27 protein-coding genes and 2 tRNA genes are annotated in these 22,348 nt (G+C 45.9%); 15 read left to right on the top strand and 14 right to left on the bottom strand.

Going from position 1 to position 22,348, the window contains the following annotated elements; translation table 11 throughout:
* Positions 1-35: 35 nt before the first annotated feature.
* A complete protein-coding gene (locus BBB58_RS14170) occupies positions 36-824 on the bottom strand; it encodes a pyrroline-5-carboxylate reductase family protein (RefSeq protein ID WP_074037973.1) in 789 nt (262 codons plus the stop codon).
* Positions 825-1,016: 192 nt separating this feature from the next.
* Between BBB58_RS14170 and yidD the strand changes: the two genes are divergently transcribed.
* Together yidD and BBB58_RS14160 are read left to right on the top strand one after the other, a co-directional pair.
* Complete coding sequence (yidD, locus tag BBB58_RS14165; RefSeq protein WP_015880777.1) at positions 1,017-1,286, top strand: membrane protein insertion efficiency factor YidD; 270 nt, start codon at positions 1,017-1,019, stop codon at positions 1,284-1,286.
* A 129-nt stretch (positions 1,287-1,415) separates the two neighbouring features.
* On the top strand, positions 1,416-2,768 hold the full coding sequence (locus tag BBB58_RS14160; protein ID WP_074037781.1) for an alanine/glycine:cation symporter family protein: 1,353 nt from the start codon (positions 1,416-1,418) through the stop codon (positions 2,766-2,768).
* 17 nt (positions 2,769-2,785) lie between these two features.
* On the opposite strand, the gene BBB58_RS14155 is transcribed toward BBB58_RS14160, so the two are convergent.
* Positions 2,786-3,151 carry a potassium channel family protein gene (locus BBB58_RS14155; protein WP_074037780.1) on the bottom strand — a complete coding sequence of 122 codons (366 nt, stop codon included), beginning with the start codon at positions 3,149-3,151 and terminating at the stop codon, positions 2,786-2,788.
* Between the two features lie 87 nt (positions 3,152-3,238).
* Here BBB58_RS14155 and BBB58_RS14150 point away from each other — a divergent pair, with 87 nt between their 5' ends.
* On the top strand, positions 3,239-4,480 hold the full coding sequence (locus BBB58_RS14150) for a cytochrome P450 (RefSeq protein ID WP_074037779.1): 1,242 nt from the start codon (positions 3,239-3,241) through the stop codon (positions 4,478-4,480).
* A gap of 38 nt (positions 4,481-4,518) precedes the next feature.
* On the opposite strand, the gene BBB58_RS14145 is transcribed toward BBB58_RS14150, so the two are convergent.
* Positions 4,519-5,268, bottom strand: coding sequence for a sugar nucleotide-binding protein (locus tag BBB58_RS14145; RefSeq protein ID WP_074037778.1), 750 nt, complete (start codon positions 5,266-5,268; stop codon positions 4,519-4,521).
* Positions 5,269-5,368: 100 nt separating this feature from the next.
* Here BBB58_RS14145 and BBB58_RS14140 point away from each other — a divergent pair, with 100 nt between their 5' ends.
* The gene (locus BBB58_RS14140; RefSeq protein ID WP_074037777.1) at positions 5,369-5,944 is read left to right on the top strand and encodes a GNAT family N-acetyltransferase; all 576 of its coding nucleotides are present in this window, start codon (positions 5,369-5,371) and stop codon (positions 5,942-5,944) included.
* Positions 5,945-6,017: 73 nt separating this feature from the next.
* Positions 6,018-6,827, top strand: a complete 810-nt coding sequence (locus BBB58_RS14135; protein WP_015880783.1) for a DUF368 domain-containing protein — start codon at positions 6,018-6,020, stop codon at positions 6,825-6,827.
* A 36-nt stretch (positions 6,828-6,863) separates the two neighbouring features.
* On the opposite strand, the gene BBB58_RS14130 is transcribed toward BBB58_RS14135, so the two are convergent.
* Positions 6,864-7,418 carry a methyltransferase family protein gene (locus tag BBB58_RS14130; RefSeq protein WP_074037776.1) on the bottom strand — a complete coding sequence of 185 codons (555 nt, stop codon included), beginning with the start codon at positions 7,416-7,418 and terminating at the stop codon, positions 6,864-6,866.
* A 168-nt stretch (positions 7,419-7,586) separates the two neighbouring features.
* On the opposite strand from BBB58_RS14130, the gene BBB58_RS14125 reads away from it, so the two are divergent.
* The gene (locus BBB58_RS14125; RefSeq protein WP_074037775.1) at positions 7,587-8,633 is read left to right on the top strand and encodes an NAD(P)/FAD-dependent oxidoreductase; all 1,047 of its coding nucleotides are present in this window, start codon (positions 7,587-7,589) and stop codon (positions 8,631-8,633) included.
* Between the two features lie 11 nt (positions 8,634-8,644).
* Here BBB58_RS14125 and BBB58_RS14120 read toward each other — a convergent pair whose 3' ends face one another.
* Positions 8,645-9,058 carry a VOC family protein gene (locus tag BBB58_RS14120; RefSeq protein ID WP_074037774.1) on the bottom strand — a complete coding sequence of 138 codons (414 nt, stop codon included), beginning with the start codon at positions 9,056-9,058 and terminating at the stop codon, positions 8,645-8,647.
* Positions 9,059-9,160: 102 nt separating this feature from the next.
* Here BBB58_RS14120 and BBB58_RS14115 point away from each other — a divergent pair, with 102 nt between their 5' ends.
* Positions 9,161-9,532 carry a hypothetical protein gene (locus tag BBB58_RS14115; RefSeq protein WP_074037773.1) on the top strand — a complete coding sequence of 124 codons (372 nt, stop codon included), beginning with the start codon at positions 9,161-9,163 and terminating at the stop codon, positions 9,530-9,532.
* Positions 9,533-9,597: 65 nt separating this feature from the next.
* Here BBB58_RS14115 and BBB58_RS14110 read toward each other — a convergent pair whose 3' ends face one another.
* Positions 9,598-10,470 (bottom strand): hypothetical protein, encoded by an 873-nt coding sequence (locus BBB58_RS14110; protein ID WP_074037772.1) that lies wholly within the window; start codon positions 10,468-10,470, stop codon positions 9,598-9,600.
* Positions 10,471-10,741: 271 nt separating this feature from the next.
* On the opposite strand from BBB58_RS14110, the gene BBB58_RS14105 reads away from it, so the two are divergent.
* A complete protein-coding gene (locus BBB58_RS14105) occupies positions 10,742-10,969 on the top strand; it encodes a hypothetical protein (RefSeq protein WP_031421006.1) in 228 nt (75 codons plus the stop codon).
* Between the two features lie 178 nt (positions 10,970-11,147).
* Here the strand turns inward: BBB58_RS14105 and BBB58_RS14100 are convergent, their stop codons facing one another.
* Together BBB58_RS14100 and BBB58_RS15525 are read right to left on the bottom strand one after the other, a co-directional pair.
* Complete coding sequence (locus tag BBB58_RS14100; RefSeq protein WP_244150762.1) at positions 11,148-11,864, bottom strand: hypothetical protein; 717 nt, start codon at positions 11,862-11,864, stop codon at positions 11,148-11,150.
* Positions 11,865-11,915: 51 nt separating this feature from the next.
* Positions 11,916-12,062 (bottom strand): hypothetical protein, encoded by a 147-nt coding sequence (locus BBB58_RS15525; protein WP_244150761.1) that lies wholly within the window; start codon positions 12,060-12,062, stop codon positions 11,916-11,918.
* 196 nt (positions 12,063-12,258) lie between these two features.
* On the opposite strand from BBB58_RS15525, the gene BBB58_RS14095 reads away from it, so the two are divergent.
* The 3 genes from BBB58_RS14095 (at position 12,259) to BBB58_RS14085 (ending at position 14,481) form a co-directional block, all read left to right on the top strand.
* Positions 12,259-13,455, top strand: coding sequence for an LCP family protein (locus BBB58_RS14095; protein ID WP_244150760.1), 1,197 nt, complete (start codon positions 12,259-12,261; stop codon positions 13,453-13,455).
* A gap of 79 nt (positions 13,456-13,534) precedes the next feature.
* On the top strand, positions 13,535-14,242 hold the full coding sequence (locus tag BBB58_RS14090) for an SDR family oxidoreductase (protein WP_074037770.1): 708 nt from the start codon (positions 13,535-13,537) through the stop codon (positions 14,240-14,242).
* A 20-nt stretch (positions 14,243-14,262) separates the two neighbouring features.
* Positions 14,263-14,481, top strand: a complete 219-nt coding sequence (locus tag BBB58_RS14085; RefSeq protein WP_074037769.1) for a PspC domain-containing protein — start codon at positions 14,263-14,265, stop codon at positions 14,479-14,481.
* 37 nt (positions 14,482-14,518) lie between these two features.
* On the opposite strand, the gene BBB58_RS14080 is transcribed toward BBB58_RS14085, so the two are convergent.
* Positions 14,519-15,373, bottom strand: a complete 855-nt coding sequence (locus BBB58_RS14080; RefSeq protein ID WP_084543118.1) for an aldose 1-epimerase family protein — start codon at positions 15,371-15,373, stop codon at positions 14,519-14,521.
* 75 nt (positions 15,374-15,448) lie between these two features.
* On the opposite strand from BBB58_RS14080, the gene BBB58_RS14075 reads away from it, so the two are divergent.
* Complete coding sequence (locus BBB58_RS14075) at positions 15,449-16,015, top strand: TlpA family protein disulfide reductase (RefSeq protein ID WP_244150759.1); 567 nt, start codon at positions 15,449-15,451, stop codon at positions 16,013-16,015.
* Between the two features lie 51 nt (positions 16,016-16,066).
* On the opposite strand, the gene BBB58_RS14070 is transcribed toward BBB58_RS14075, so the two are convergent.
* From BBB58_RS14070 to BBB58_RS14055, 4 genes are all read right to left on the bottom strand, one after another.
* The gene (locus BBB58_RS14070; protein WP_015880796.1) at positions 16,067-16,273 is read right to left on the bottom strand and encodes a DUF3006 domain-containing protein; all 207 of its coding nucleotides are present in this window, start codon (positions 16,271-16,273) and stop codon (positions 16,067-16,069) included.
* A gap of 408 nt (positions 16,274-16,681) precedes the next feature.
* Positions 16,682-17,482: an MBL fold metallo-hydrolase gene (locus BBB58_RS14065; RefSeq protein WP_074037766.1), complete on the bottom strand. Its 801-nt coding sequence runs from the start codon at positions 17,480-17,482 to the stop codon at positions 16,682-16,684.
* Between the two features lie 157 nt (positions 17,483-17,639).
* A tRNA-Gly gene (locus tag BBB58_RS14060) sits at positions 17,640-17,713 on the bottom strand.
* A gap of 15 nt (positions 17,714-17,728) precedes the next feature.
* Positions 17,729-17,802 (bottom strand) — tRNA-Gly (locus tag BBB58_RS14055).
* A 138-nt stretch (positions 17,803-17,940) separates the two neighbouring features.
* On the opposite strand from BBB58_RS14055, the gene BBB58_RS14050 reads away from it, so the two are divergent.
* Genes BBB58_RS14050 through BBB58_RS14040 form a run of 3 tightly spaced genes read left to right on the top strand, consistent with a single transcriptional unit; the run spans position 17,941 to position 19,267 of the window.
* A complete protein-coding gene (locus tag BBB58_RS14050) occupies positions 17,941-18,300 on the top strand; it encodes a hypothetical protein (protein WP_031421018.1) in 360 nt (119 codons plus the stop codon).
* Between the two features lie 2 nt (positions 18,301-18,302).
* Positions 18,303-18,857 (top strand): hypothetical protein, encoded by a 555-nt coding sequence (locus BBB58_RS14045; RefSeq protein ID WP_236548971.1) that lies wholly within the window; start codon positions 18,303-18,305, stop codon positions 18,855-18,857.
* Complete coding sequence (locus BBB58_RS14040) at positions 18,854-19,267, top strand: DUF3805 domain-containing protein (protein WP_074037765.1); 414 nt, start codon at positions 18,854-18,856, stop codon at positions 19,265-19,267. Before BBB58_RS14045 ends, BBB58_RS14040 begins: the two co-directional genes overlap by 4 nt.
* Positions 19,268-19,305: 38 nt before the next feature.
* Here BBB58_RS14040 and BBB58_RS14035 read toward each other — a convergent pair whose 3' ends face one another.
* Positions 19,306-22,275: an SH3 domain-containing protein gene (locus tag BBB58_RS14035; RefSeq protein ID WP_074037764.1), complete on the bottom strand. Its 2,970-nt coding sequence runs from the start codon at positions 22,273-22,275 to the stop codon at positions 19,306-19,308.
* Positions 22,276-22,348 lie beyond the last annotated feature (73 nt).

Raw genomic sequence — 22,348 nt, 5'->3', positions numbered from 1 at the left:
GAGTGAACATAAAAAGAAGTGTAAACGAGTATCGTTTACACTTCTTCAATCGACTCATGATCTTCTTTGGCACTTTCGCGCAAGGCTGAAGCCATCACGTCAGCAAGATTCCGTTCACGAAGCACGCCGACACCACGGTCGGTCGGTCCGCCTGGAGCGGCCACATCGGCAATCAGTTCATTCGTCTCACGTGTTTCATGAGACAGTAACTCAGCGGAGCCTTTCATCGCTTGGGCGACAATTTGACGCGCTGTCTGTTCATCGTAACCGACATCCGTTAGGACGGGCGTCATCGCACCTACGATTTCATAGAAAAAGGCAGGACTGCACCCTGCAGCGGCCATAAAGGCGGACATCGTTTTCGCATCGGTGACGGCCGTTCGACCGACCCGTTCAAAGAGAGAAGTCGCTTTCTCACGGACTGCCTCATCTGTTTCTGGACCAAACCATAGCCCCGTCATCCCGTTCCGATGGGCGACAGGCGTGTTCGGCATGGCGCAAACAGCTGGTAGCCCTGAAGCCTCTTCTAATTGGCTCGGTTCGATATGTGCAGCGACTGAGACGAGTAGTGGGGTCTTCCATTCTTTTGATTCTACGTACGGGATGACGCCATCAGGTTGCATCGCTAATACGACGATGTCATAGTCGTTAACGTTTTCGTCCTCAACAATTTGAACGCCGAGTTCATCTTGTAGGAAGAGTAAGCGCTCCCGGTCACTTCGGTTTGTCATTGTGATGTGTGTCGGTTCGATGCCCGAGTCGATCCACCCGCGAACGAGCGCCTCACTCATCGATCCAGCACCGACCATTAGTAATTGATTCATCATTCGTCACCTCTTCTTTTCGATTCGGTCAATAGTTATGTTGACTATCATAACAAACATACACTCGAATATCGCCCATCTTGCTCATTTGTAAAGAGATGGAAAACGATTTGACATAGGAATCGACGAACATGACAAACGTTTCAAATCGCGCTATGATGGCACTAATTCAAAAGAGTGAGGCGAAATCGTGTGAAACGTGTACTAGTAAAAGGGATTCAAGGTTACCAGCGTTTTATTTCACCATTAAAGCCGCCAACGTGCCGATTTTATCCGAGCTGTTCGCACTACGGAATCGAAGCAATCGAAAAACATGGGGCTGTCAAAGGCAGTTATTTAACCGCTCGCCGACTCATTCGCTGCCAGCCGTTTCATCCAGGCGGGCTCGATTATGTTCCGGATACATTTGATTGGAAAGCGCCTTTACAACGAGAGAAACCTGAGTCACAGCGAGACGATTGAGTTCGTCTCGCTGTTTTTGTACAGAACAAACAATGAATCAGTTGTTTTAGTACAATACTTTTGCATTGTTCTAAGTATTCTGAAAAAATAGAGGTGTACACTATTTTTCGGGGGAAGGGGATACTTTGTATGGGGCAATCATTTAGTGAATGGGTGAGTACGGCATCCAACTTTGTATGGGGACCACCGCTCTTGATTTTGCTTGTGGGGACAGGCATTTACTTGACGGTGCGTCTAGGTGGGATTCAAATCACCAAATTACCGTATGCGTTGAAATTGGCGTTTTCGAAAAATCAGGATCAATCCTCTAAAGGGGACATCAGTCACTTCCAGGCGCTCATGACTGCTCTGGCGGCGACCGTCGGTACGGGGAATATCGTCGGGGTGTCGACAGCGGTCGTATTAGGAGGACCGGGAGCCATCGTATGGATGTGGGTGTCCGGTTTCTTTGGGATGGCAACGAAATACGCAGAGGCAGTTCTTGCCGTGAAGTATCGGGTCACTGATGAGCGCGGTCAAATGGCTGGTGGACCGATGTACTATCTAGAACGAGGGTTGAATCAACGATGGTTAGCGGTAGCATTTGCTGCATTCGCATCGATTGCGGCGTTCGGTATTGGAAACGGGGTCCAAACAAACTCGGTCGCGCTTGCGCTCAAAACAACGTTTGACGTACCACTATACATATCAGGGATTCTCATTATGATTTTTACAGGAGCGGTCATTCTCGGAGGCGTGCGTTCCATCGGGAAAGTAGTCAGTTACTTCGTCCCCGTCATGATTGCCTTCTACTTAGGTAGCGGTCTTTTAATTATGGTGATGAATTACTCGCTGATTCCGGATGCGTTCGCACTCATCTTCAGCAGTACGTTCAGTGCAGAAGCAATCGGTGGAGGGGCCATCGGAGCTGCCATTCGATACGGGGTGGCACGTGGTGTCTTCTCGAACGAAGCAGGTCTTGGCTCTGCTCCGATCGCAGCAGCGGCAGCGAAAACAGATATGCCGGGTCGTCAGGCGCTCGTCTCGATGACTCAAGTCTTCTTGGACACGCTTGTCGTCTGTTCGGTGACAGGATTGACACTCGTCATGGGTGGTCAAATCGGGACAGGACTTGAAGGGGTCGAATTGACTTCAGCTACATTTGAACTGTTCCTCGGACCAGCCGGAGGTTATATTGTCACAATCGGGCTCGTTTTGTTCGCCTATTCGACCGTGCTCGGTTGGTCGTATTACGGCGAACGCTCCATCCATTACTTGTTCGGACAAAAGTCGATTCTTCCCTATCGGATTGCTTTTGTACTCGTCGCGGGACTCGGTGCCATGACGACGAACTTGAACTTGGTATGGGCGTTATCGGATGTCTTCAACGGCTTAATGGCCATCCCGAACTTGATTGGTCTCTTGTTCTTGTCGGGTGTTGTCATTGCCGAGACGAAGCGTTTCAACCAACAGCTTGAAATTGAAAATCGAAAAGTTTCCTAAACGAAAGGACGCCATCCTTATGAATCAGAGGGTGGCGTCTTTTGTTTTGCTTCTAATTCATCGAGTCGTGCTTTTTGTAAATGATTAAACACTTTTGTGATAAAGCCAACCATGATGCCCACCCCAGTCAATACATATCCGATTGTGAATATTTTTCCGATGTTTTTCTGAGGGGCAAAATCACCATATCCGATGGTAGTCAGGGTGATGACACTGAAGTAAAGTGCGTCCAACCAACGCATCTCCTCGAACCGTGTAAAAAAAAGTGTACCGGATAGGACAGTGAGAAAGGCAAGACTGAATAAGACTTGGAATTCAGGTTCGCGGAGGCCACGCCAGATTCCGCGTACAATTCGACGCAATGTCAGTAAGAACGGCAACATGTCACTCGCTCCTTTCGATATTAGGTTTGTTCGCTAAAAACGGGGGAACATCCTTTATAGTTCGAGAAAAGAGAAAGGGTGAGTTGGATGGGGAAAGTCATACCGAAACAAGAAGGACTCGACCATAGTGTCGATTTTTTAAGGGAAGTTTATCTATTTGTTGCGAATCGTCGCAAAAGTTTTCAATCAAATATCTTTGAAACACGTTTGCTCGGGGAGCGCGTGATTTGTCTTGGGGGCGAAGAGGCTGCCGAGGTGTTCTATGATGCAGACAAATTCATGCGCCAGAATGCGGCGCCAAAACGTCTATTGAAAACCTTGTTTGGAGAAGATGGGGTCCAAACACTTGATGGTACGGCACATACGCATCGAAAACATATGTTCATGTCATTGATGACAAAAGAAAATATAGATCGATTGCTCCGCTTGACATATCGAGAGTGGAACCAGATTGAACGAATGGGAGAGGAGGTCGTCTTATACGATATTGCGCAACAAGTGTTGATGAAGGCCGTATGTGAATGGTCGGGAGTTCCACTTGCGAAAGAAGAAGTTGGGAAGCGCACTGAAGAGATGAGGTTATTATTTGAATCGGGTACGTCTCTTGGTCCCACGTATTTACAAGGTCGGAAGGCACGAAGTTCCGCTGAAGCCTGGATTCGTCAGATGGTAAAAGAAGTGCGGTCGAATCGATTATTGCCGAACGAACATACGGCGCTGTACGAATTTTCGTGGCACCGAGATGAATCCGGAGAGTTATTACCTGAAGACGTCGTGGCGGTCGAAGTATTGAACATTTTACGCCCGACTGTCGCAATCTCGGTGTATGTCCTCTTCACTGTCTTAGCTTTACATCAGTTTCCGGATGTAAAAGAGCAGGTAGAGCGGGGAGAGGTCTCGAAAATAGAATTTGTTCAGGAAGTGAGACGGTTTTATCCATTTTTCCCTGTAGCGTCAGCTCGTGTCAAAACCGATTTTGAATGGGACGGCTATGCATTTTCGGAAGGGACGCTGACGCTTCTTGATTTGTACGGTACGAATCATGATTCCTCTATTTGGACGGAGCCGGATCGATTCGATCCCTCTCGTTTTAAAGATTGGAACGAGAGTCCGTTTAACTTTATTCCGCAAGGTGGGGGAGATGTAGATTTTGGACATCGATGTGCCGGTGAACATGTGACCATTGCAATTCTTGCACAAGTCATTGAGTTGTTTACTAAGGAATACGCCTACACGGTCCCGCCTCAAGACTTGAGCTATAGTTTTGTAGACATGCCGAGTCTGCCGAAAAGTAAATTGCGATTGACTCATCTAACTCGAAACCAATAAAAAAGTCGCCTACTCGATGGGAGTAGGCGACTTTGAATTTACTTCGTTTGCAAATTTAGGCGTTTGGAGATGGGACGAATCGAGACCGATGAATCGATCATTCGATTATCCCGTTTCGGTTCATCGGTACATTCAATCTGCCAGTCGGTGTCATGAAGCTCTTTTAGTCCGACGGCGATGTCGTATAGGGAATAGTTCGCATTTCCGTTTAACTGATAGATGCCCGGTCCACGTTTAGTCAAAATTTCAAATAGCGCGTCTGCCGTGTCTACTAAAAATGAACATGATGGATACCAATGCTCACTCGCTTGGATGACCCCTCGTTGCTTCATTTCGTTCGTAAAATAGTCCATCATATTATTCGATCCGGCCTCATCCCCGATTTGCCATCCGAGACGAACGATTTGAGCACCAGGATTGGCGTTCATAATCGCACGTTCGCACTCACGCTTATACTTTCCATAGTCATCCTCGGCATCTGGTAGCGTATCTGGGGAAATCGGTCCGGTCACTTCATCTGAAAAAATTGAAACCGTGCTCGTGAACAGGAAAGGAATTTTCGCCTCACCACATAAACGAGCGAGCGTCTCGGCCCACTCCACCGCGCCCATACCGATATGTAAAAAGTAGTTCGGTCGGATGCGCTCGATGAATTCTCGCATTTCCTCTTCGTTTGTCGTGGACACTTGCTCGCGATTCCACGCAATCCCTTCAATTCCGTGGCGCTGCAACGTTTCGGCAACAACGGGTGCCACTGTACCGTTCATTCCTGTAAGAATAGCTTTCATTTCGATTCGCCCCTTTCACTCTATATGATGCCACAAAACGAGTGTGGACAAACAACCGATGTGCCGGGCTATGCTAGACTGGATGATGGAGGGATTAATCATGAATATTCGACAAGCAACCAAACAAGATAGTAAACAAATTGCACCACTCATGTATCAAGCGATCCATGAGATTGCGTACACATTGACAGCATCAACGGATACGACTGAGGTATTGGAGCGACTAGCGATGTGGGTAGAGAAACCAAATAACCGCTTGAGTCACGAAAACATCTGGGTGGCGGATTTTGAAGGAGAAGTTGCCGGAATGATCATCTCGTATCGTGGGGATAAGGCAGAAGAATTGGATCGACCGATTCGAGAATGGTTGACGGCGCATGGAAGTGGAGAAGAGGTGGACGTTGAAACGGAAGGTTATGTCCAATACATTGATTCACTGGCTGTCGCAGAGGCGTATGGAGGTCGTGGAATTGGGACGAAGTTAATCGAACACGTTTGTCTCGTTGCGAAAGAACGCGGTGTGCCCGCCGTCACATTGAACGTGGATCAAGAAAATCCTGCGGCACATCGCTTATACACACGTCTCGGCTTCCATAAGGAAAAAGAAATCAACATTTCTGGGGCGAGATTTGACTATATGATCAAAGAAATCAATTCGACTCCTTTCTCAGTCTAAAAGCGGATGCGCAAACTTCTTTTCTCGACTATACTAAGTGCTTGAGGAAAGATATACGTAAAGGAGATACATTATGGAGTGGAAGAACATTTGGCGAGGGATGGCCATGGGGACGAGTGATTTAATCCCTGGTGTAAGCGGCGGTACCATTGCAGTCATTTTAGGCATCTACGATCAACTCATCGAAGCGATTAGCGGCGTATTTAGCCGATATTGGAAAAAATATATCGGGTTCTTGATTCCATTGGCAATTGGAATGGGGACAGCCATTATCGCACTGAGTCGAGTTATTGAATACTTATTGCTGGAGTATTATGCACCGACACAATTTTTCTTTATCGGTTTGATTTTAGGGATTATTCCACTTCTATTCGTGGAATTTAAATCACGCGCATCGATTCGTCCGGTTCATGTTATTGCTATGGTTGTCGCAACGATACTCGTTGCGAGTATGGCATTCTTGAATCCGGTTGATTCGTCTATTATGACGGACGTGACGTTCGGGACGGCACTTCTCTTATTCTTCTCCGGTTGGTTGGGCAGCATGGCGATGTTGCTTCCTGGAATTAGCGGTTCATTCGTCTTGTTGTTAATTGGCGTTTATCCAACCGTCATCAGCGCCATCTCAAACTTCAATCTGTTGATTATTGGGATTGTCGGTGCTGGAGTGGCCGTCGGCTTTATTGTAAGTAGTAAAGTCATTCGTTACTTGTTGGCGAATTTTCCGGGAATGACGTTCTCCGTCATCATCGGATTGGTCATTGGCTCACTCGCCGTCGTGTTTCCGGGTGTACCAGCTTCCGGAGTCATGTGGATACTCAGTATCGTCGCATTCATCGCGGGGGTCATCGTCGTCCGATTACTCAGCAAATATTCTGTCTAAATGAAAAAGGAGTCCAGCGATGAGCCGGACTCCTTTTTAATAGATGAAGGGGAAGAGGCGCTTGCGCGTCTTCGACCAGGATTGGTAAGACTGACCGAAATGGCGAATGAGCATACCTTCCTCGATTCGAATGCGGTACAGTAATGCAAGCGAGGTGAGACCCGCACCAATCAAGGCGATTCCCCAATGAATAAAGTATAGCGAGAATCCGAACGTAATCAATAACAACCCTGTGTAAAGAGGGTGGCGTAAGTAACGATACGGTCCCGAGCTGACGAGTTCGTCTTCCGGTCGGACGACGACATGTCGTGTGAATTGATGACGTAAGTGTAAAATCCCCCAATAACGTAACGACACGCCGGCTATGTAAAAAGTAAGTCCGATGATTCGTTGAACTGTCGAAGGCTGTGATTCGAAAACAAGCGAAGAGATCATAGACAACACGAAGACGCCAATCATCGTCGTCGCTACAAAGTAAAAACTCTTCCGCTCGACAGCCCCGTCTGTTGCCTCTTTTCGGTTACGAAATCGCCACGTCTCAACTAGCCAAAAAAATGATACGACGATTAATAGGACATCCATCCAATTCATCACGCACATCCTCCCTTTTGATTCATGTTTCATTACCCGACCTACGCATAAGAAAAACCAAATCCATCAGGGCGATAAACGAAAAAAATTGTCAAAGTGACCAAAACAGGTTATCATCTAATGAGAATGATTATCATTTTTACGTATATAGAGAGGAAGGGTGCGACGATGAACGAGGAAGTATTCGACGTGACGATTATCGGTGGGGGACCGGCTGGATTGTATGCCGCTTTTTACAGCGGTTTACGAGGTATGAAGACGAAAATTATCGAATTTCAACCTTTTTTAGGCGGGAAAGTACATGTCTATCCAGAGAAAATGGTTTGGGATGTAGGTGGTCTCCTACCGACGACTGGGGCAAAACTGATCGACCAACTCGTCGAGCAAGGTCTCACCTTCTCTCCGACGGTCCTTCTTGGCGAGAAGGTGGAGTCGATCTCTAAGCGTTCAGACGATTTGTTCGGGATCGACACGACGAACGGTCATCATATTTCCAAAACCGTCATCGTTGCGACAGGAAGTGGGATCCTCAAACCGCATAAGGTTGAAGTGAGCGGAGCGGAGCGGTTCGAATTGTCGAACCTCCATTACACGGTTAAATCACTTGAACGCTTTAAAGGAAAGCGCGTCTTGATATCGGGTGGCGGCAATAGTGCAGTCGATTGGGCGAATGCGCTCGAGCCGATTGCAGAGCAGGTCGTGCTGACGTATCGAAAAGAAGAACTTAGTGGACATGAAGCACAAGTTGAAAAAATTAAACAGGGTCGAGTCGACTGTTGCCCACGATCAAAAGTGACGGATTTGATTTCTCACGATGGGAAATCGATTCAACAAGTTCTTTTGACTCATGTCGAAACAGGAGAGACGAGCGTAATCGAGGTCGATGAAGTGGTCATCAATCACGGATATGAACAAGACGCGGAGTTGCTTCGGAACAGCGAATTGCAGGTCGAGATGAAGGATGGGTTTTATGTGAAAGGGAATTCAGGTAGCGAGTCATCCATACCGGGATTGTACGCTGCCGGTGATATTCTCACGCATGAAGGGAAAGTACATCTCATCGCTGGAGCGTTTCAAGATGCTGCGAATGCGGTGAACCGGGCCAAAACATACATTGACCCGAATGCGAACGCTACCGCAATGGTGTCCTCTCATAATGAACGGTTAAAAGAGAAGAATCGTCAAATCATAGAAGAAACCATGATGAAGCAGTAAGAGGACCACTCTTACTGCTTTTCTCTAGGATAATCACAAAGCTCGGTAATCACACCGCCTGAATGACGCGGGTCCATGTAGATTAAGCGTCTACCTTTCGCGGTCGTACGCAGTGTGTCTTCTAAAAAGGTGATGCCATTTTGTTTGTGAGCGGCCATCGCTTCGTCCAAATCGTCGACACGATAGGCGATATGATGAACACCCTTCCCTCGAGCTTTCATGAACCGGGCAATCGGACTCGTCTTACTAGTCGGACGCAACAATTCGATGACATCCTCTCCAATATGAATGACGGCCAATTCGGTCTCGACCCCGATGGTCGTGTTCGTATAGCGGTCCACGAGTTTTCCTCCTAAGACCGTCGTGTAAAATGTGATCGCCTCATCTAAGTCTCGAACGGCAATCCCAGTATGATCGATATGCATGTAAATTCCTCCTTCTGCTTCAGTTTGCCTAAAGTTGAACAAAATGTCACTTCACAACGTTTCAAGCCTATCCGATATAATAGGAGAGGGAGGGACAGCGAAATGAACGGAAAAATCACGATGGGTTTGGTGGGCACTTTCGCCTTTGTATCATTTGTGTTTGGACTCTCGCTTGCGACGTTTGTCGACTATCGCATCAATGAAGAACAGGTTGTCCTTGAACGATTAACGACCCATAAACAAATTGGTCCGACCGAGTTGCTGTCTACCGAGGTCGACTTTCATTTAAATGGGTCGAATTATGCGATTCGTTTTAAAGATGAACCAAATATTACGTATTGGTTCAATGTCGTCGATCGCAAAATTAAGTTCGATCGGATTGAATCGCTCGATTTGAGAGATACGGGGCTTCGGACAGAACTGTTTGAAGCGATGCCGCCTCTAGCGATGGAGTCGACTACTGCTGCAGAATAAAAGACGTCGAATGAACAACTTTTTCCTTTGAGTTTGAGTTGGTTTGCTCGACGTCTTTTGATTGTTTAGGAATAAATCGGGGTCGGTGGTGCCTGTAGTATGTACGTATAACGACAAATACTCGAGATTTGGGCGCCGTGACGACGAAGTGTATAACTCAAATCAGGTTGCAAACTTGTTGCTGAAATATGTGCCTCTTCAATGTATCGGAACATGTAGAAAAATTTTTGTTGAAGGAATGAAATAGCTTCCCGCAATAAAGTCTCGTCACAGTCAACGTGCATCTCTTGTATTGAAATATGGTACATATGTAAGCGTACTTTCATGATTCCAATCACTTGTCGGTTCCACTTCACGGAATAGAACAATGTTTGCTGGCGAACTTCTCGTGCGAATTGTTCATCTGTCATCGAAATGGCACCCGGAAGGAGATGACAATGTTCATTTCGAAATGTGAGCCAATCTGCTCTTCTTGAATAGTCCACCAATTCGAGTGTCCAATTGGTATGGGTTGCTTTCTCGCAAGGGATGAATGGTAGATGATACGTTTTGGTTTGATGAAATACTTGAAACCCTGCTGCTTCATATATTCGATGCTTGTCTTGATTATGAGAATCCTCTTCCTGAAGATAGTACGTAATCGGGTACTTTGTTTCTCGACTTCGTTCATAGATCAAACGATGAAGTAGTCCGCGAAAGACGTGACGATCACCATATGTGGCTTGAGAGAGGCGAATGGCATGATCCGTTTCAAGCTGTTCGTCGTTTGCGACGATTGAAGCGAGTGGGGTATCTCGATTGAGTGCGACGTAGACGTGATGATGCGAGGGAAGGGAGAGAAGCAAAGGGGCCTTGCTTAAAGGATATAGCGACTGAATGGAAATACGCTCATGTAACGGTAATTGCCTGCATTCTACAAAACGTAGCGCTCGTTTCACGAAGAATCCTTCTTTCTTTATCAAATGATAAGTACAAATAAATTGTAAGCGCTATCTTTTATCGTGGGGTGTGGCAGTATGATGAAACCTGACTCGAAAAAAAATCAATTACGTAAGAAAAAGGTTCGAGTAAAATAGAACATATCCGTCCAATACAATGAAATGGATTTCGTTTCATCGTTCATCTGTGAGATTCATCAAATGTCAGCGCAACGAACGGATGAGACGTGCTATACTTAAACACAATGAAAACACGGAGTAGGAGTATATGATGAAATACATTTATCAACTGATTCTGGTTTCTGTGCTTTGGTTGACGGTAACACCGTCTGCAGCCATGGCCGAGACAGAACCGGTCGTCATTCATGAAAATATCATTGTCGAAGAAGATGTAGAAATTCATGAAGGATTTCAATCGCCGAATGAAATGGTGTATTTGTTCGTATTAATTGTGTTGTTATCTGTCATCGGACTTGGCATGATGAACACGATTGAATAACGTGAAAACGTTCACAAAAATGCAATAAGTGATTTGGTAACGGTTACAATCGTTCCCTTATACTTATATGTGTAGGAAGAAAGTTCTGCACCAACTTTCTGTCCTCCTTTTCAAATGAACACCCCTCGTTCATATCATGTATTGGAGTCAATCGATCCTATCGATTGACTCCCTTTTTTTAAAATCGTTTTCGCTTTTCTTTAGCAATTCGTTTTAAGCGCTTCGTCTCACTAGTGTGTCCGTGACTCTCTAAAAAGTCGACATATACCCGAAATGGTTCGGAGCGATGAGAAAAGAACGGGATATATTCAGAGAACAATTTTTGTTCCGCTTCTTTCAAATTCCCTTCAGCGACGAGAAGGCGGAGTTCTAACATTTTAAGCGCTTGATAGTTTTCGAGCGCGGTATCCTCTGTTTGGGACTTCTCTAACATCCGATCGCAAAGTTTTAAGAGACGGGAGTGAAGGAGTTTTCTTGTATTGGCATGACTGTGTTCGATGGGTAGCGTTGAGAGTAAATCAATTCGTGTAGAATCAACATCTTTTGGCACGTGGAGTGCGGTGTATAGGGCGCGGTCAATCCAAACGGTATCAATCGGGGCATCGAGCTGATAGTAGTGAATGAGTTGCTTGAGCATGGTGACTTGTGAAATTTTTAAAAGGCGAAACGGGTCACTTGTAGAGAAGAGCGGTTCTTCGCCAGCCGATGTAGAGAGGAGGTAAAACATTTCTTCATACATCGTACGTGCTTCTGTGTATTTCTCGGCGTAATGCGCTAAATCGCGAATGATTTTTTTAGCATGAATGTACCAATTTTTTTGGTCGCTTTCTGACATGACTTGATTCGGACGAATGTACAAATGTTCGTACGCAGAATCAACAAACCGTTCAGCCAAGGTGATGGTTTGCGAGAGCGAATGTCGCTCTTCAGAATTTTTTTTCTCTTTTTATCGCGTGAATTGGCTGATCATAAAATCAAAATCTTGATCATCAATCACATCTTTAGGAGTATGACGGTACATTTCGACGAGCAAATCGCGTAACGTCGCCTCGCCATACTGCTCTAACAATACGCGTAACTTTCCGATGCGCATCAGCTCTCCTCCTTTCAGTCAAACTTTTCGTAGGCAATCTCGATTTGGGCAGAAACCAATTATTATTCCTTTCCCGCTTTTCATCTGAAACAACCATTCGCTCTCATGCTTAAGACGGATTTTCGTAAGAAACGTTGTCAGATGATGGCTGGTTCGGGATAATAGAGAAAAATTGATAAAGTTGAGGATCATAATGATGAAAGATGAACAACATTTATCGCGTGTCGAACGTAGAAAGCGCGAATTAGAACAACAAGAAATCGAATCGTCTCGTGTGGACCACGGTGAAACGGACGAGCCCTCTATACATGCACAATCTGAACAACAGCGTGAACGGGTAACACGCCAATCAGAACATCCCTTTTTAAATGAACAAACCCAAGAATCGCCAAGGACGAAAAATGGGACGGCAAAGTCAAGTCGGAAACGACTGCCCCGGGTTTCATTATTTTCGAAACGGAAACCATCTCGACCAAAATCTCGACAGATGACGAAACCATCAACACCGTCTACCCCTGCTAAACGAGAAATGGATCATTCGTCTAAACAACCATCGAAACGAAAGCGTAAATGGAAGGGGAAAGCTGCCCTTCTCTTACTTGCAATGCTACTGATTGTTGGATATTTTGCGACTGCTCCATTTACATTCCTCATTATGGGGAGCGATGCGCGAGTAGGAGAATCGTTGTCGGGATCTCGTACGGACTCCTTGCAGTTGATGGAATTCGTACCACGCTCTGGTACTGTTCAGAATGTATCGATTCCACGTGATACGTATACAGCGATTCCATGTGAGCCTGAACGGGAAGGTGATAAAATCACGCATGCGTTCGCGTTCGGAGGTGCAGAGTGTACGATTGGTGCCGTGGAAGGGCTGACCGACGCCTCGGTCGATGGACAGGTCGTCATCACGTTCGAATCATTCATGGAATTGATTGATTTGATTGGTGGGGTAAATGTCACGGCGACGCATTCGTTTAGCGAGAAAGGGTTCAACCAGACGTATGAGTATACGGAGGGTGTTTCCTATGCGATGGATGGAGACATGGCATTGGCGTATGCGAGACATCGTAAATCGGATACGGATGGAGCACGTTCGAATCGTCAAACGGAGGTCATGACAGCTGTCGCTGAAAAACTGGCAAGTCCTTCAGGATGGACAAAAATTCCGGCGACGTATCGCTTCATGAAAGAAGAAATGGGACTTGAGATGAACGTCTTGCAAATGGCATCTGTCGGATTGACGATGATTTCGAATCCTGAGGTGAATAAGATGCAAGTCGAGGGTCAAGATGCTTATATCAATAACGTGTATTACTATGAACCGTTAGAAGAGAGCGTGCAGGCGATTCGAGACGCCCTTGATTTATCTGTCTGGGGTACTGTCAGATAATTTTAAGAAAAGGGTTTGATTCTGACTTGAAAGAGGAAATTTAAACAAATGAACTACTCTTTTGAGGAGGGAAATTTGAATGAAAGTTTTAGTCATTGGAGCAACAGGAAAGATCGGGAAACGTGTATTGAAAAGCCTGGCGAAAACCCATCAAGTGACCGCTTTAATTCGTTATCCTGAACTACAAGCAGAGTACGAGAAAATGGGTGCACACGTATTGACGGTTGATGTCGAGACAGAACTCGAGAAGAAAGTACATGAGGCGACAAGTGGACAAGATGCCGTTATTATCGCGGCAACTGCTGGCGCGGATGGTTCGAGCACTGAAATTGAACTGCTTGACCGAAACGTTGCGATGAATGCCATCGATGCCGCTAAGAAGGAACGGGTACGTCATGTTGTCTTACTCAGTGCCTATGGCGCTGATCAACCGAACGCTGCACCGAAAGAACTCTTTAACTTTCTGTCAGCTAACAATGCCGCTGACGAGTATATCGAACATAGCGGTTTGAACTATACGATCATTTGCCCAGTGACCATTGTTGATGAACCGAGTAAAGGTTCAATCGAAGCATCAGAGGACTTGAGTGATGCGGATGGTGCGACGATTTCCGAAACCGATGTCGCGACTGTCATCGCAGCGTCTCTCGACAACCGAGGTCTGTACGGTCGCCGAATCGAAATCAAGTCTGGTAGCACACCGATTAATGAAGCGCTCGACTTTGAAGGGCGTGGAGAGGTTGCGAACGGCGGAAGAACGACATTACGTCGACCACAACGATCATAATGAGTTGAGGAGAAGATGATATGGAACGGAAACTTTATAAAGACCCAAACAATAAAATGATTGCTGGTGTTTGTTCAGGGCTTGGAAACTATCTAGGGGTGGACGTCACCATTATGCGAGTCCTATTCGTGGCGATGGCGCTTCTCGGTGGCCCGGGACTCCTCATTTATATCATTCTGGCACTCATCATGAAAAAGCCGGTGTCAGAATATGAAGCCGAACAAGACGATCGCTTCTAAATCAAAAATCAATCCGACAAGACGTCGGATTGATTTTTTAGTTTTCCATATATAATGTATAACTCGCTTCGAACGTTTCGTTTGGTGGGAGGAGTTGGATCCCTTCTTTGTGTAGGAAATCTTTTCGATGGCCTTTATAATCCGCATGTCCGAACCAAGGTTCCAAACAGACGAACGGAGCGTCTTTCTGCGGCGGAGACCAGATGCCGAAATGCGTGAAAGAGGGACTCTCCATCACGATGGCTGCGCCGGTTGGTTGATGTCGGAGTGCAGCATATTCAATCTTCTCAAAAATGAGTGCATCGTCGTCAAATAACGACCGAGTGAGGGGGATATACTGACGCTCTCCGAGTGGTTGATACGCGCCTGTTAAATAAGGGCCCTCGAGCAAATAGCGATCGAGGGAGCGGATTTCGCCGAAATCGATCACGTAGTCTTCAAATGTCCCGCCCATGAACGGAATATTGAATGCAGGATGACCACCGATGCTAAACGGTAACGTCGTTTCGCCCGGGTTATGGACGCGATACGTCACAATCACTTCTTCGCCCACAAGTTGATAGGACACGGTCAGTGTGAATGGGAATGGATAGTGTTGACGTGATTCCGATGTATCGTTCAATGTGAAGCGGACCGACGTGGCAGTCGAAGATTCGACCTCGAACATAGCGTCCCGAGCGAATCCGTGTTGACTCATCGTATAGGTGTTTCCCTCATATACATATTGATCATCGAGCAATCGACCGACAATCGGGAAGAGGATCGGGGCTTGTCGTCCCCAATAGGTCGGGTCCCCTTGCCATAAGAGTTCAGTTCCGGATACTTTCCAACTTGTCATCTCAGCACCTTGTGCCTTTAAGGTTATCTGTATTTCCTCGTTTTGAAGTTGCACAATCCATACGCTCCTTTACGGGTTTATGATAAGTTAAGTGTAGAAATCTTAAGTAAAACAAACAAGGGGTAAATGATGCGCTTACAAAGAATTGGTATTGGAACGCTGATCCTTCTATTGATTGCTGGCCTCGCATATAAAGGCTACGAGGAATATATGATGACACAAAAGAAAGAAGAAGCGGTTCCGATCGTCCAAAATGAATCGGTATTAGGAGGACTTGAAGTGGGGCAACAAGCCCCGGACTTCACTTTGAATACGTTAGATGAGGAGAATTTGACCCTTTCTGAGTTCCAAGGACAGCCGGTCGTCATTAACTTCTGGGCCTCTTGGTGTCCGCCATGCCGGGATGAGTTTCCTGAACTCGTATCGTTTGAAGAAGCGACAGGCATCCCAGTACTTGGCGTGAACGTCACCAAAAATGAGCGACGAGGAAAAGAGGACGTGGAGGCATTCCTAGATGAGTATCCCGTTGATTTTCCGATTTTGCTAGATGAAGAGGCCGCTGTCGAGCAACAATATCGCGTTGTCGCATTACCGACGACGTACGTTCTAGATGCAAAAGGGATCATCGTGGAAAAAAAAACGGGTCCGGTTGACGAGGCGTGGCTTCAGCAACAAATCGACGACATCTCAGAATGATTCATTCGAAAAAAAGCTGAACGAACTGCCCGGTTAGAGAGGGCAGACCGTTCAGCTTTTATAGTGTTGCTTGATCAATGCGTCAAAGTTAGGGGTCATATCTTCTTCAAGATAGTAATGATGGTTGTCTCGAATGATTGTATCACCAACACGTGCTTCGGATGGTAGGAATCGTCTAGGGATGAAACTTGAGCCGTTGTTCCATCTCAATACGGCATATTTTCCCTCGATTCGTACCAATGTACCGTACTTAATCATACCTCTTCCTCCTCGACGAGCAGCTTCTGTCTCTTTTTATCCTTACATCATGTATTCCCAAATTCCACAAAAGCTACACATCTTTACACGTGTCTGTCTAATCACTATAGGGACGTTGTATCAAAAAACGATAGAGGTTAAATGCGAGAAATGTGAAGAAAGTTTGAAGAAAACGCTTTCTTTTTTTGTTTTTGTCTTTTATAATGAAACCACGGGGTGATTATGACGAAACTGTGAACAATGGGGGGATGGTCATGTTTTCTTCTGCAATGATTGGGTTACTCGCTCTGACGGGAGTAACGATCTATGGGGTTGACCGTATGTTCACGGTCCGCTCAGAACGCGTCACAAAGAAATAGGTCTACATAGGGGGAAATCGCAACGTCTTGGGGAGACGTTGCGATTTTTTTATACGTCTTGTTGACGAGACCGACGATCGGTCTCTTTTTGTTCCACCATTTTTCGATTCCGCTCATGAACACAAACAAAAAAAGCGTGCTCTGGCCATGCGGAGGACCAATGACGTTCTTCGGGGAGTGCCAAGATATATTCTTCCGCCGCACTCAATCTCTCAATCATGTGACTCCGGCTGTCGCACAAATCGCCGTGCCCTGGTACGAACCAGCGAATCTCATGTTCGTAGATGAGTGATTGCAAGGTTTGTAACGTGTCGAGATAGGCGGTTGGGTCGTGTTCGATAAAAGGTGGCTCGACATTAGACCCATAATCTCCACAAACGAGAAGATTCATGGATTCGATGAGAACCGACATATGCGTCGCGTCATGGCCCGGTGTAGAGAGGAAGGTCACGGGCACTGAACCGATTAAAAGCGTTTGATCGGGTTGGATGACCAGGTCGATGTCCGGTTTTTGAATCGGGTGATCAATATAATATTGTTCATAAAACTCGCGAATCTCATTTAATTGGTCAGATGAGTCTGCATCGACGAAAGCCTGTGAGGCAATCGTTGTGGCATCTGCAAAGCCGTAAGCTCCGATGATGTGGTCAAAATGATGATGTGTGAAGATGACATAAAGCGGCCGATTCCGACGGTGTAATTCGATGTCACGACGGATTGTCGCAATTTCTTCGGGGAGCCAGGTCGGGTCAATCAACAAAAGGGCATCTGGTGTATCGATGAGGGTCGATGTCGTTCGCATCAACGCGCTTTCGTATACGGTAAAGGATTGCAGCTTCGCTTGAATCAATGGAGTTCCTCCTTATCTGAATGGATTCAATCACTCTTTTCCCCAAAACAATAGACGGAACAACAAAAAAGCAGAAAGTCGTGTGACTTTCTGCTTTTTGCAAGGTCTCAACCGTGCAGTGTATGTGTGCGAGATACTCTCGCGTATATGTCGATATTGGAGCGGGTGAAGAGAATCGAACTCTCGTCATCAGCTTGGAAGGCTGAGGTTTTACCATTAAACTACACCCGCATCAAAGAAAAAATATGGAGCGGGTGAAGGGAATCGAACCCTCGTCATCAGCTTGGAAGGCTGAGGTTTTACCATTAAACTACACCCGCGAAACGTATTAACTCTTAACGTTACTTTGATATAATAGCATATACGATGGAATTTGCAAACCCTTTTTTAAAAAAACTTTTTAGGTTGCAGAATCCTATTCACAACGCAGAAAAAAAAAAAAAGGGGAGAAATGAAATATGAGTGAGCGAAAATCATATTTACGACTGATGGGTGAAGGGTTTCGAATGTTGAAACAATCGAAACAAACGAACACGACGGTGTCTCTCCGAAGTTGGACGTTTTCGATTCATCATGAACAAGAATGGCAGGTTGTGTTACGAACGAATCGAATCAAGTGGGTCGGATTACCAAGTATGACGTTTGAGATTCATCCGGATATGATTCAAATAGGAGATCTTCGAGTCACCCGTCACGCACAATCGAACGAAGTACGTTTGACAATCGATGAAGAATGGGGATTGGAAAATAAGGTTGTTTGTGACAACCTAGAATGGGAAACGTTCGTCGATGCGCTCAAACAAGTGAAGGGGGAGTAAGCGTGAGTGGAGAGAGGTTGTATCGGATGGAAGCCGAGGCTCGAGGGAGTGCTTGGCGTGCCCGGGTTCTAACAGGAATTCAACGATTTCGATTTTATAAAGGGGAATTGCTTGCACCGACAAGCCGACCGTATGTCGTGTTAAGCATCTCGCAAGATGAAGGAGCCCTGCCAGATTTAATTGAGACCGATATGGGTATCCTCTTGATCCATGAGCGGGTGGGACCTATCTTTATGAATGTCTGTCCGTATGACGTTCAGCTCGTTCGTGTCGAGCTTCATACGAGTACCGGGAAAACCGATCGTTACTGTGCGCTGAACGTCCTCCGCCGCTTTGAAATCGAATACCTTGAACATTCAAACGAATATCGTCCGCTGAGTGCGGATCGACTCTATTTCCTATCCAATCAAACTGTCCGCATGAACTTATTTGGACATATGATCGCCCAAGACGTAAATAGCCAACGTCTTTACGTGACCGAACGCTTGAAGTACGCGCTTCAAGCTAAAATGGTCACAGGGCTGGCATTCAAGCAAGTAAAGGAGAAAACAGCATGAAAGAGTACGAAATTGATGGGTGGTTCCGCCTGACGTATCCGGAACATTATGAATACAGCGAAGAGGAAGACTATGTGAGTTTTTACTCGACGGAAGCGGATGCGCAAGGGACGCTTCAAATCTCAATCTATGAATCAGAAGATTCGCAAGAACCAAAACAATCCGCTATGAGCGAATTGAATACGTTCTTAGGCGAATTTCCGATTGATGTAAAGATTGCTCCAAGTGTCACGACTGAAACGAGTGATATGACAACGGCCTACGCAAGTGGGATTGAAGATGGGATGCATTTAGATGTATGGTCCTTGACCGATGGGAAACGGCTCTTATTCTTAACTTACGTAGCCGATCAGGTGACCGATGAAAAGATGGAAATCGAGTCCATTATCGATTCGATTGAGTGGACATAAAAGGAGACACGACGCCAACGAGGCGCGTGTCTCCTTTTTTACTGATATTTTGGTACATCGAAGTTGAGTGTGTAAGCATCAAGTGATTGATAGATATTATAGATGCTTGTCGTTTGTTTTGCGGCCCATCCGATATCCGTTGCATATTGGTGCGTTCCTGGTGAAGAAGGATTGAAGCGCATCTTATACAGCGTATTTTGTTTATATGTCGGGTGATTGATATAGCTAGCCCCAATCCAGTAAGCTCCTCCGATAATCGCTTCTTTAGGAGAGAACCACTTTTGTTGGAAGGCGTATTTGGCGCCGTTTCCAAGAGGGTTGCTATCTGTTGCTTGAATACCGTACATATTATAGACGGTTGCTGCAACAGGACGTTCCGGATAAATCCGATTCCCACTCGAGTTAATTAATGCATTCCCATCTTTATCGACAGGAACTCCTTTTGCGAGAAGGGATGTACCATGTCCAGTTTCAAGGATGGCATGCGAGAGAAGATACACTTCGTTCACGCCATACATACTAGCCGCATCAACGAATGCCTGACCTTGTCCGCTGAGCGTTCCTTTTGATGTGAGGACCTTGTTCAATGTTGTCGCAGTTGTCCCAGCGCTCTTCGATAAATCTAAGAATTGATAGAATGATCGAGAGTTTGCATCAATCTGGCTAGGATCGACGTATGGAAGAAGATCATCAACTGATGCACGGCGCCAAGTGTTATCAAAGACTCGGATATTGTGTCCGGCCGGTCGTTTATACGAAATCGTATAGTATGTGCCGGATTGACCTGTAATCGTAACGGTTTCGCCTGTATTAATTTGACCGTACGCATGAGATGTTAAAATTGGACGGCTCAAAATGTTGGCGGTTCCGACGACTGAACTTGGTGTCACGTAACCGGTCATCGTGCCGTATTTTACTTTATACCAAACGGTTGACCCCGAAGTATAACGGTCAACGTATTGAATTGACGCACCATATGGAATGGTGACGAGCGAGGACGAGCTTGAAGAGGCTGTCATCTTCAAAGCGGTTCCTAACCCTGAGACAACAGTCATCTCAGATTTCACAATCTTTCCTGTCGATCCGTTGACACTTACCCAAGCACGAGGTAGGTAGGCTTCATCGTATCGATGTGCATCCGTTTGGGCGAATTGAGCCACTTGACGGTCTGCCATCTGACGAACTGTCATCGGATAACTAGTATACGAAACTTTTTTCGTTTTACCTTTCGCAGGTGGGGTCGTTGTGACAGGTACGACGTAATCGGTATGAATATAGTTGCCGCTATACGTACCACTTGTAAGAAGTGCCCAGTCTGAACCGACAATTGGTTTGATGTTGACAATCGTTCCCGTACTTAACGTTCCGACTTTATTTGCTGTTGTCACTTCAGGCGTCGAACGAACGTTGAGTGGCTCGTTCCCATCTACATAGATACGAACTTGACGTTCTTCTTCGTATTGTTCGTCTGACGGTACTGTTTTCGAGAAGTAATCTGCCGTCGCATAACCTGTAATCGGACCGTATTCGATTTTAAAGAATCGATCCGTGAGACCAGGTTCCGACACTTGTTGAACTTTCGTGCCGAATGGAATGACCGCAACCTTCACTTTTTCAGCATCCGAGCGGTTGTATAAAACGACATCACGCGTTGTATAATAATCTGTTTTCACCACGACCTCTGGATCTTTTAATGAAAAGTGACTAGAACCTGCATATCCTGTTTTTCCGTCATATTTAATCTTGAACCAAGAACTAGAAAGACCGCTTTGTGAAAGCTGTTCTACTTTTGCACCAAATGGAATCGTGGCAATCTTCGTCGCTCCGGCTGCAGACGAACTATACATCGCTACATTTCGAATCGCGAAGTATGGTGTGATCGTCACTTCTTCAGGTGCCTTCGTTGAAAAATGACGAGCGGCAGCGAAGCCGGTGACTCCATCATATTCAATTTTGAACCAAGAGTCCGATAAGTTGGCATCCGATACTTGGACGACTTTTGTTCCTTCTTGAATCGTGCGTAGACGAGCTGCTCCGGAAGCGGATGACTCATATAACACGAGGTCTCGAACCGCATAATAGGTTGTTTTGACGACGGCTTCAGGTTTTGATGTCGAGAAGTTACGCGCGGCCGCATAGCCGACCGTGTCCCCGTATTGGACTTTATACCAAGATGAACTCAATCCGTTCACATATACACGCTTTACTTCTGCCCCAAGTGGAATTGTTGCAATTTTTGATGCACCATTTCCTGAACTATTGTAGAGCGCGACATTCTTCACCGCGTAATATGTCGTGACTGCTTCTGGAGCAAGCGAAGTCGCGGTAAAGTTACGTGCTGGTGCATAACCGACAAGTGAACCGTATTCGAGTTTATACCATGAACCCGTCGCGCCTAATGAATCGAGGTAAGTGACTTTCGCACCTTCTGGAATCGTTGCGATTTTAGACGCACCTGAACCGGTCGAATCGTACAAGACGGCAGTTGTCGAAGCGTAAAACGAAGGACTTGTTTCGCTGAAGTATCGTGCTGCCACATATCCTGTATATGTACCAAATTGTACTTTATACCAAGATCCTGTCGCCCCGTGAGTAGATAGATGCGTCACGAGTGATCCTTTTGGGATGACTGTTTCGATTGAAGCGGACGTTGACATGGAAGAACGAAGATTGACGTTCATTTCAGCTACATATAATGAAGCGGATGTAGTAGAGGCTGTTGTCATAGATGAACCGATTGTCAAATACGTAGAAGAAACGTATCGTTTTTGACCTTCGAATTTGATTTGTGCCCATTCATCGTTGACGGTGTATACATCTACCGTTGTTCCTTCCGTTAATTTGCCGACGATTGAAGACGATGTCGACGAATCAGACCGTACATTTAAAATGGGTGTGTTGACTGTTCCTTCGGATGTTGCTGCATATGATTGGAGTGGTGCGAGAGTGCTCAGTATCGTTCCTGAGACAATCGTGGCTACTCCTAATCTTGAGAGTGTCGATTTCAATATGTTACCCCTTTCGGATGAGAGAGCATGATTAAATTGATTGCGGTCTAAGTATAACAAACTTAAAAAATGG

This window comes from Exiguobacterium profundum (assembly GCF_001909285.1).
Classification (GTDB): Bacteria; Bacillota; Bacilli; order Exiguobacteriales; family Exiguobacteriaceae; genus Exiguobacterium; species Exiguobacterium profundum.
The sequence above is the reverse complement of the archived record's forward strand: the minus strand, read 5'-3'. Positions and strand labels throughout refer to the sequence as shown.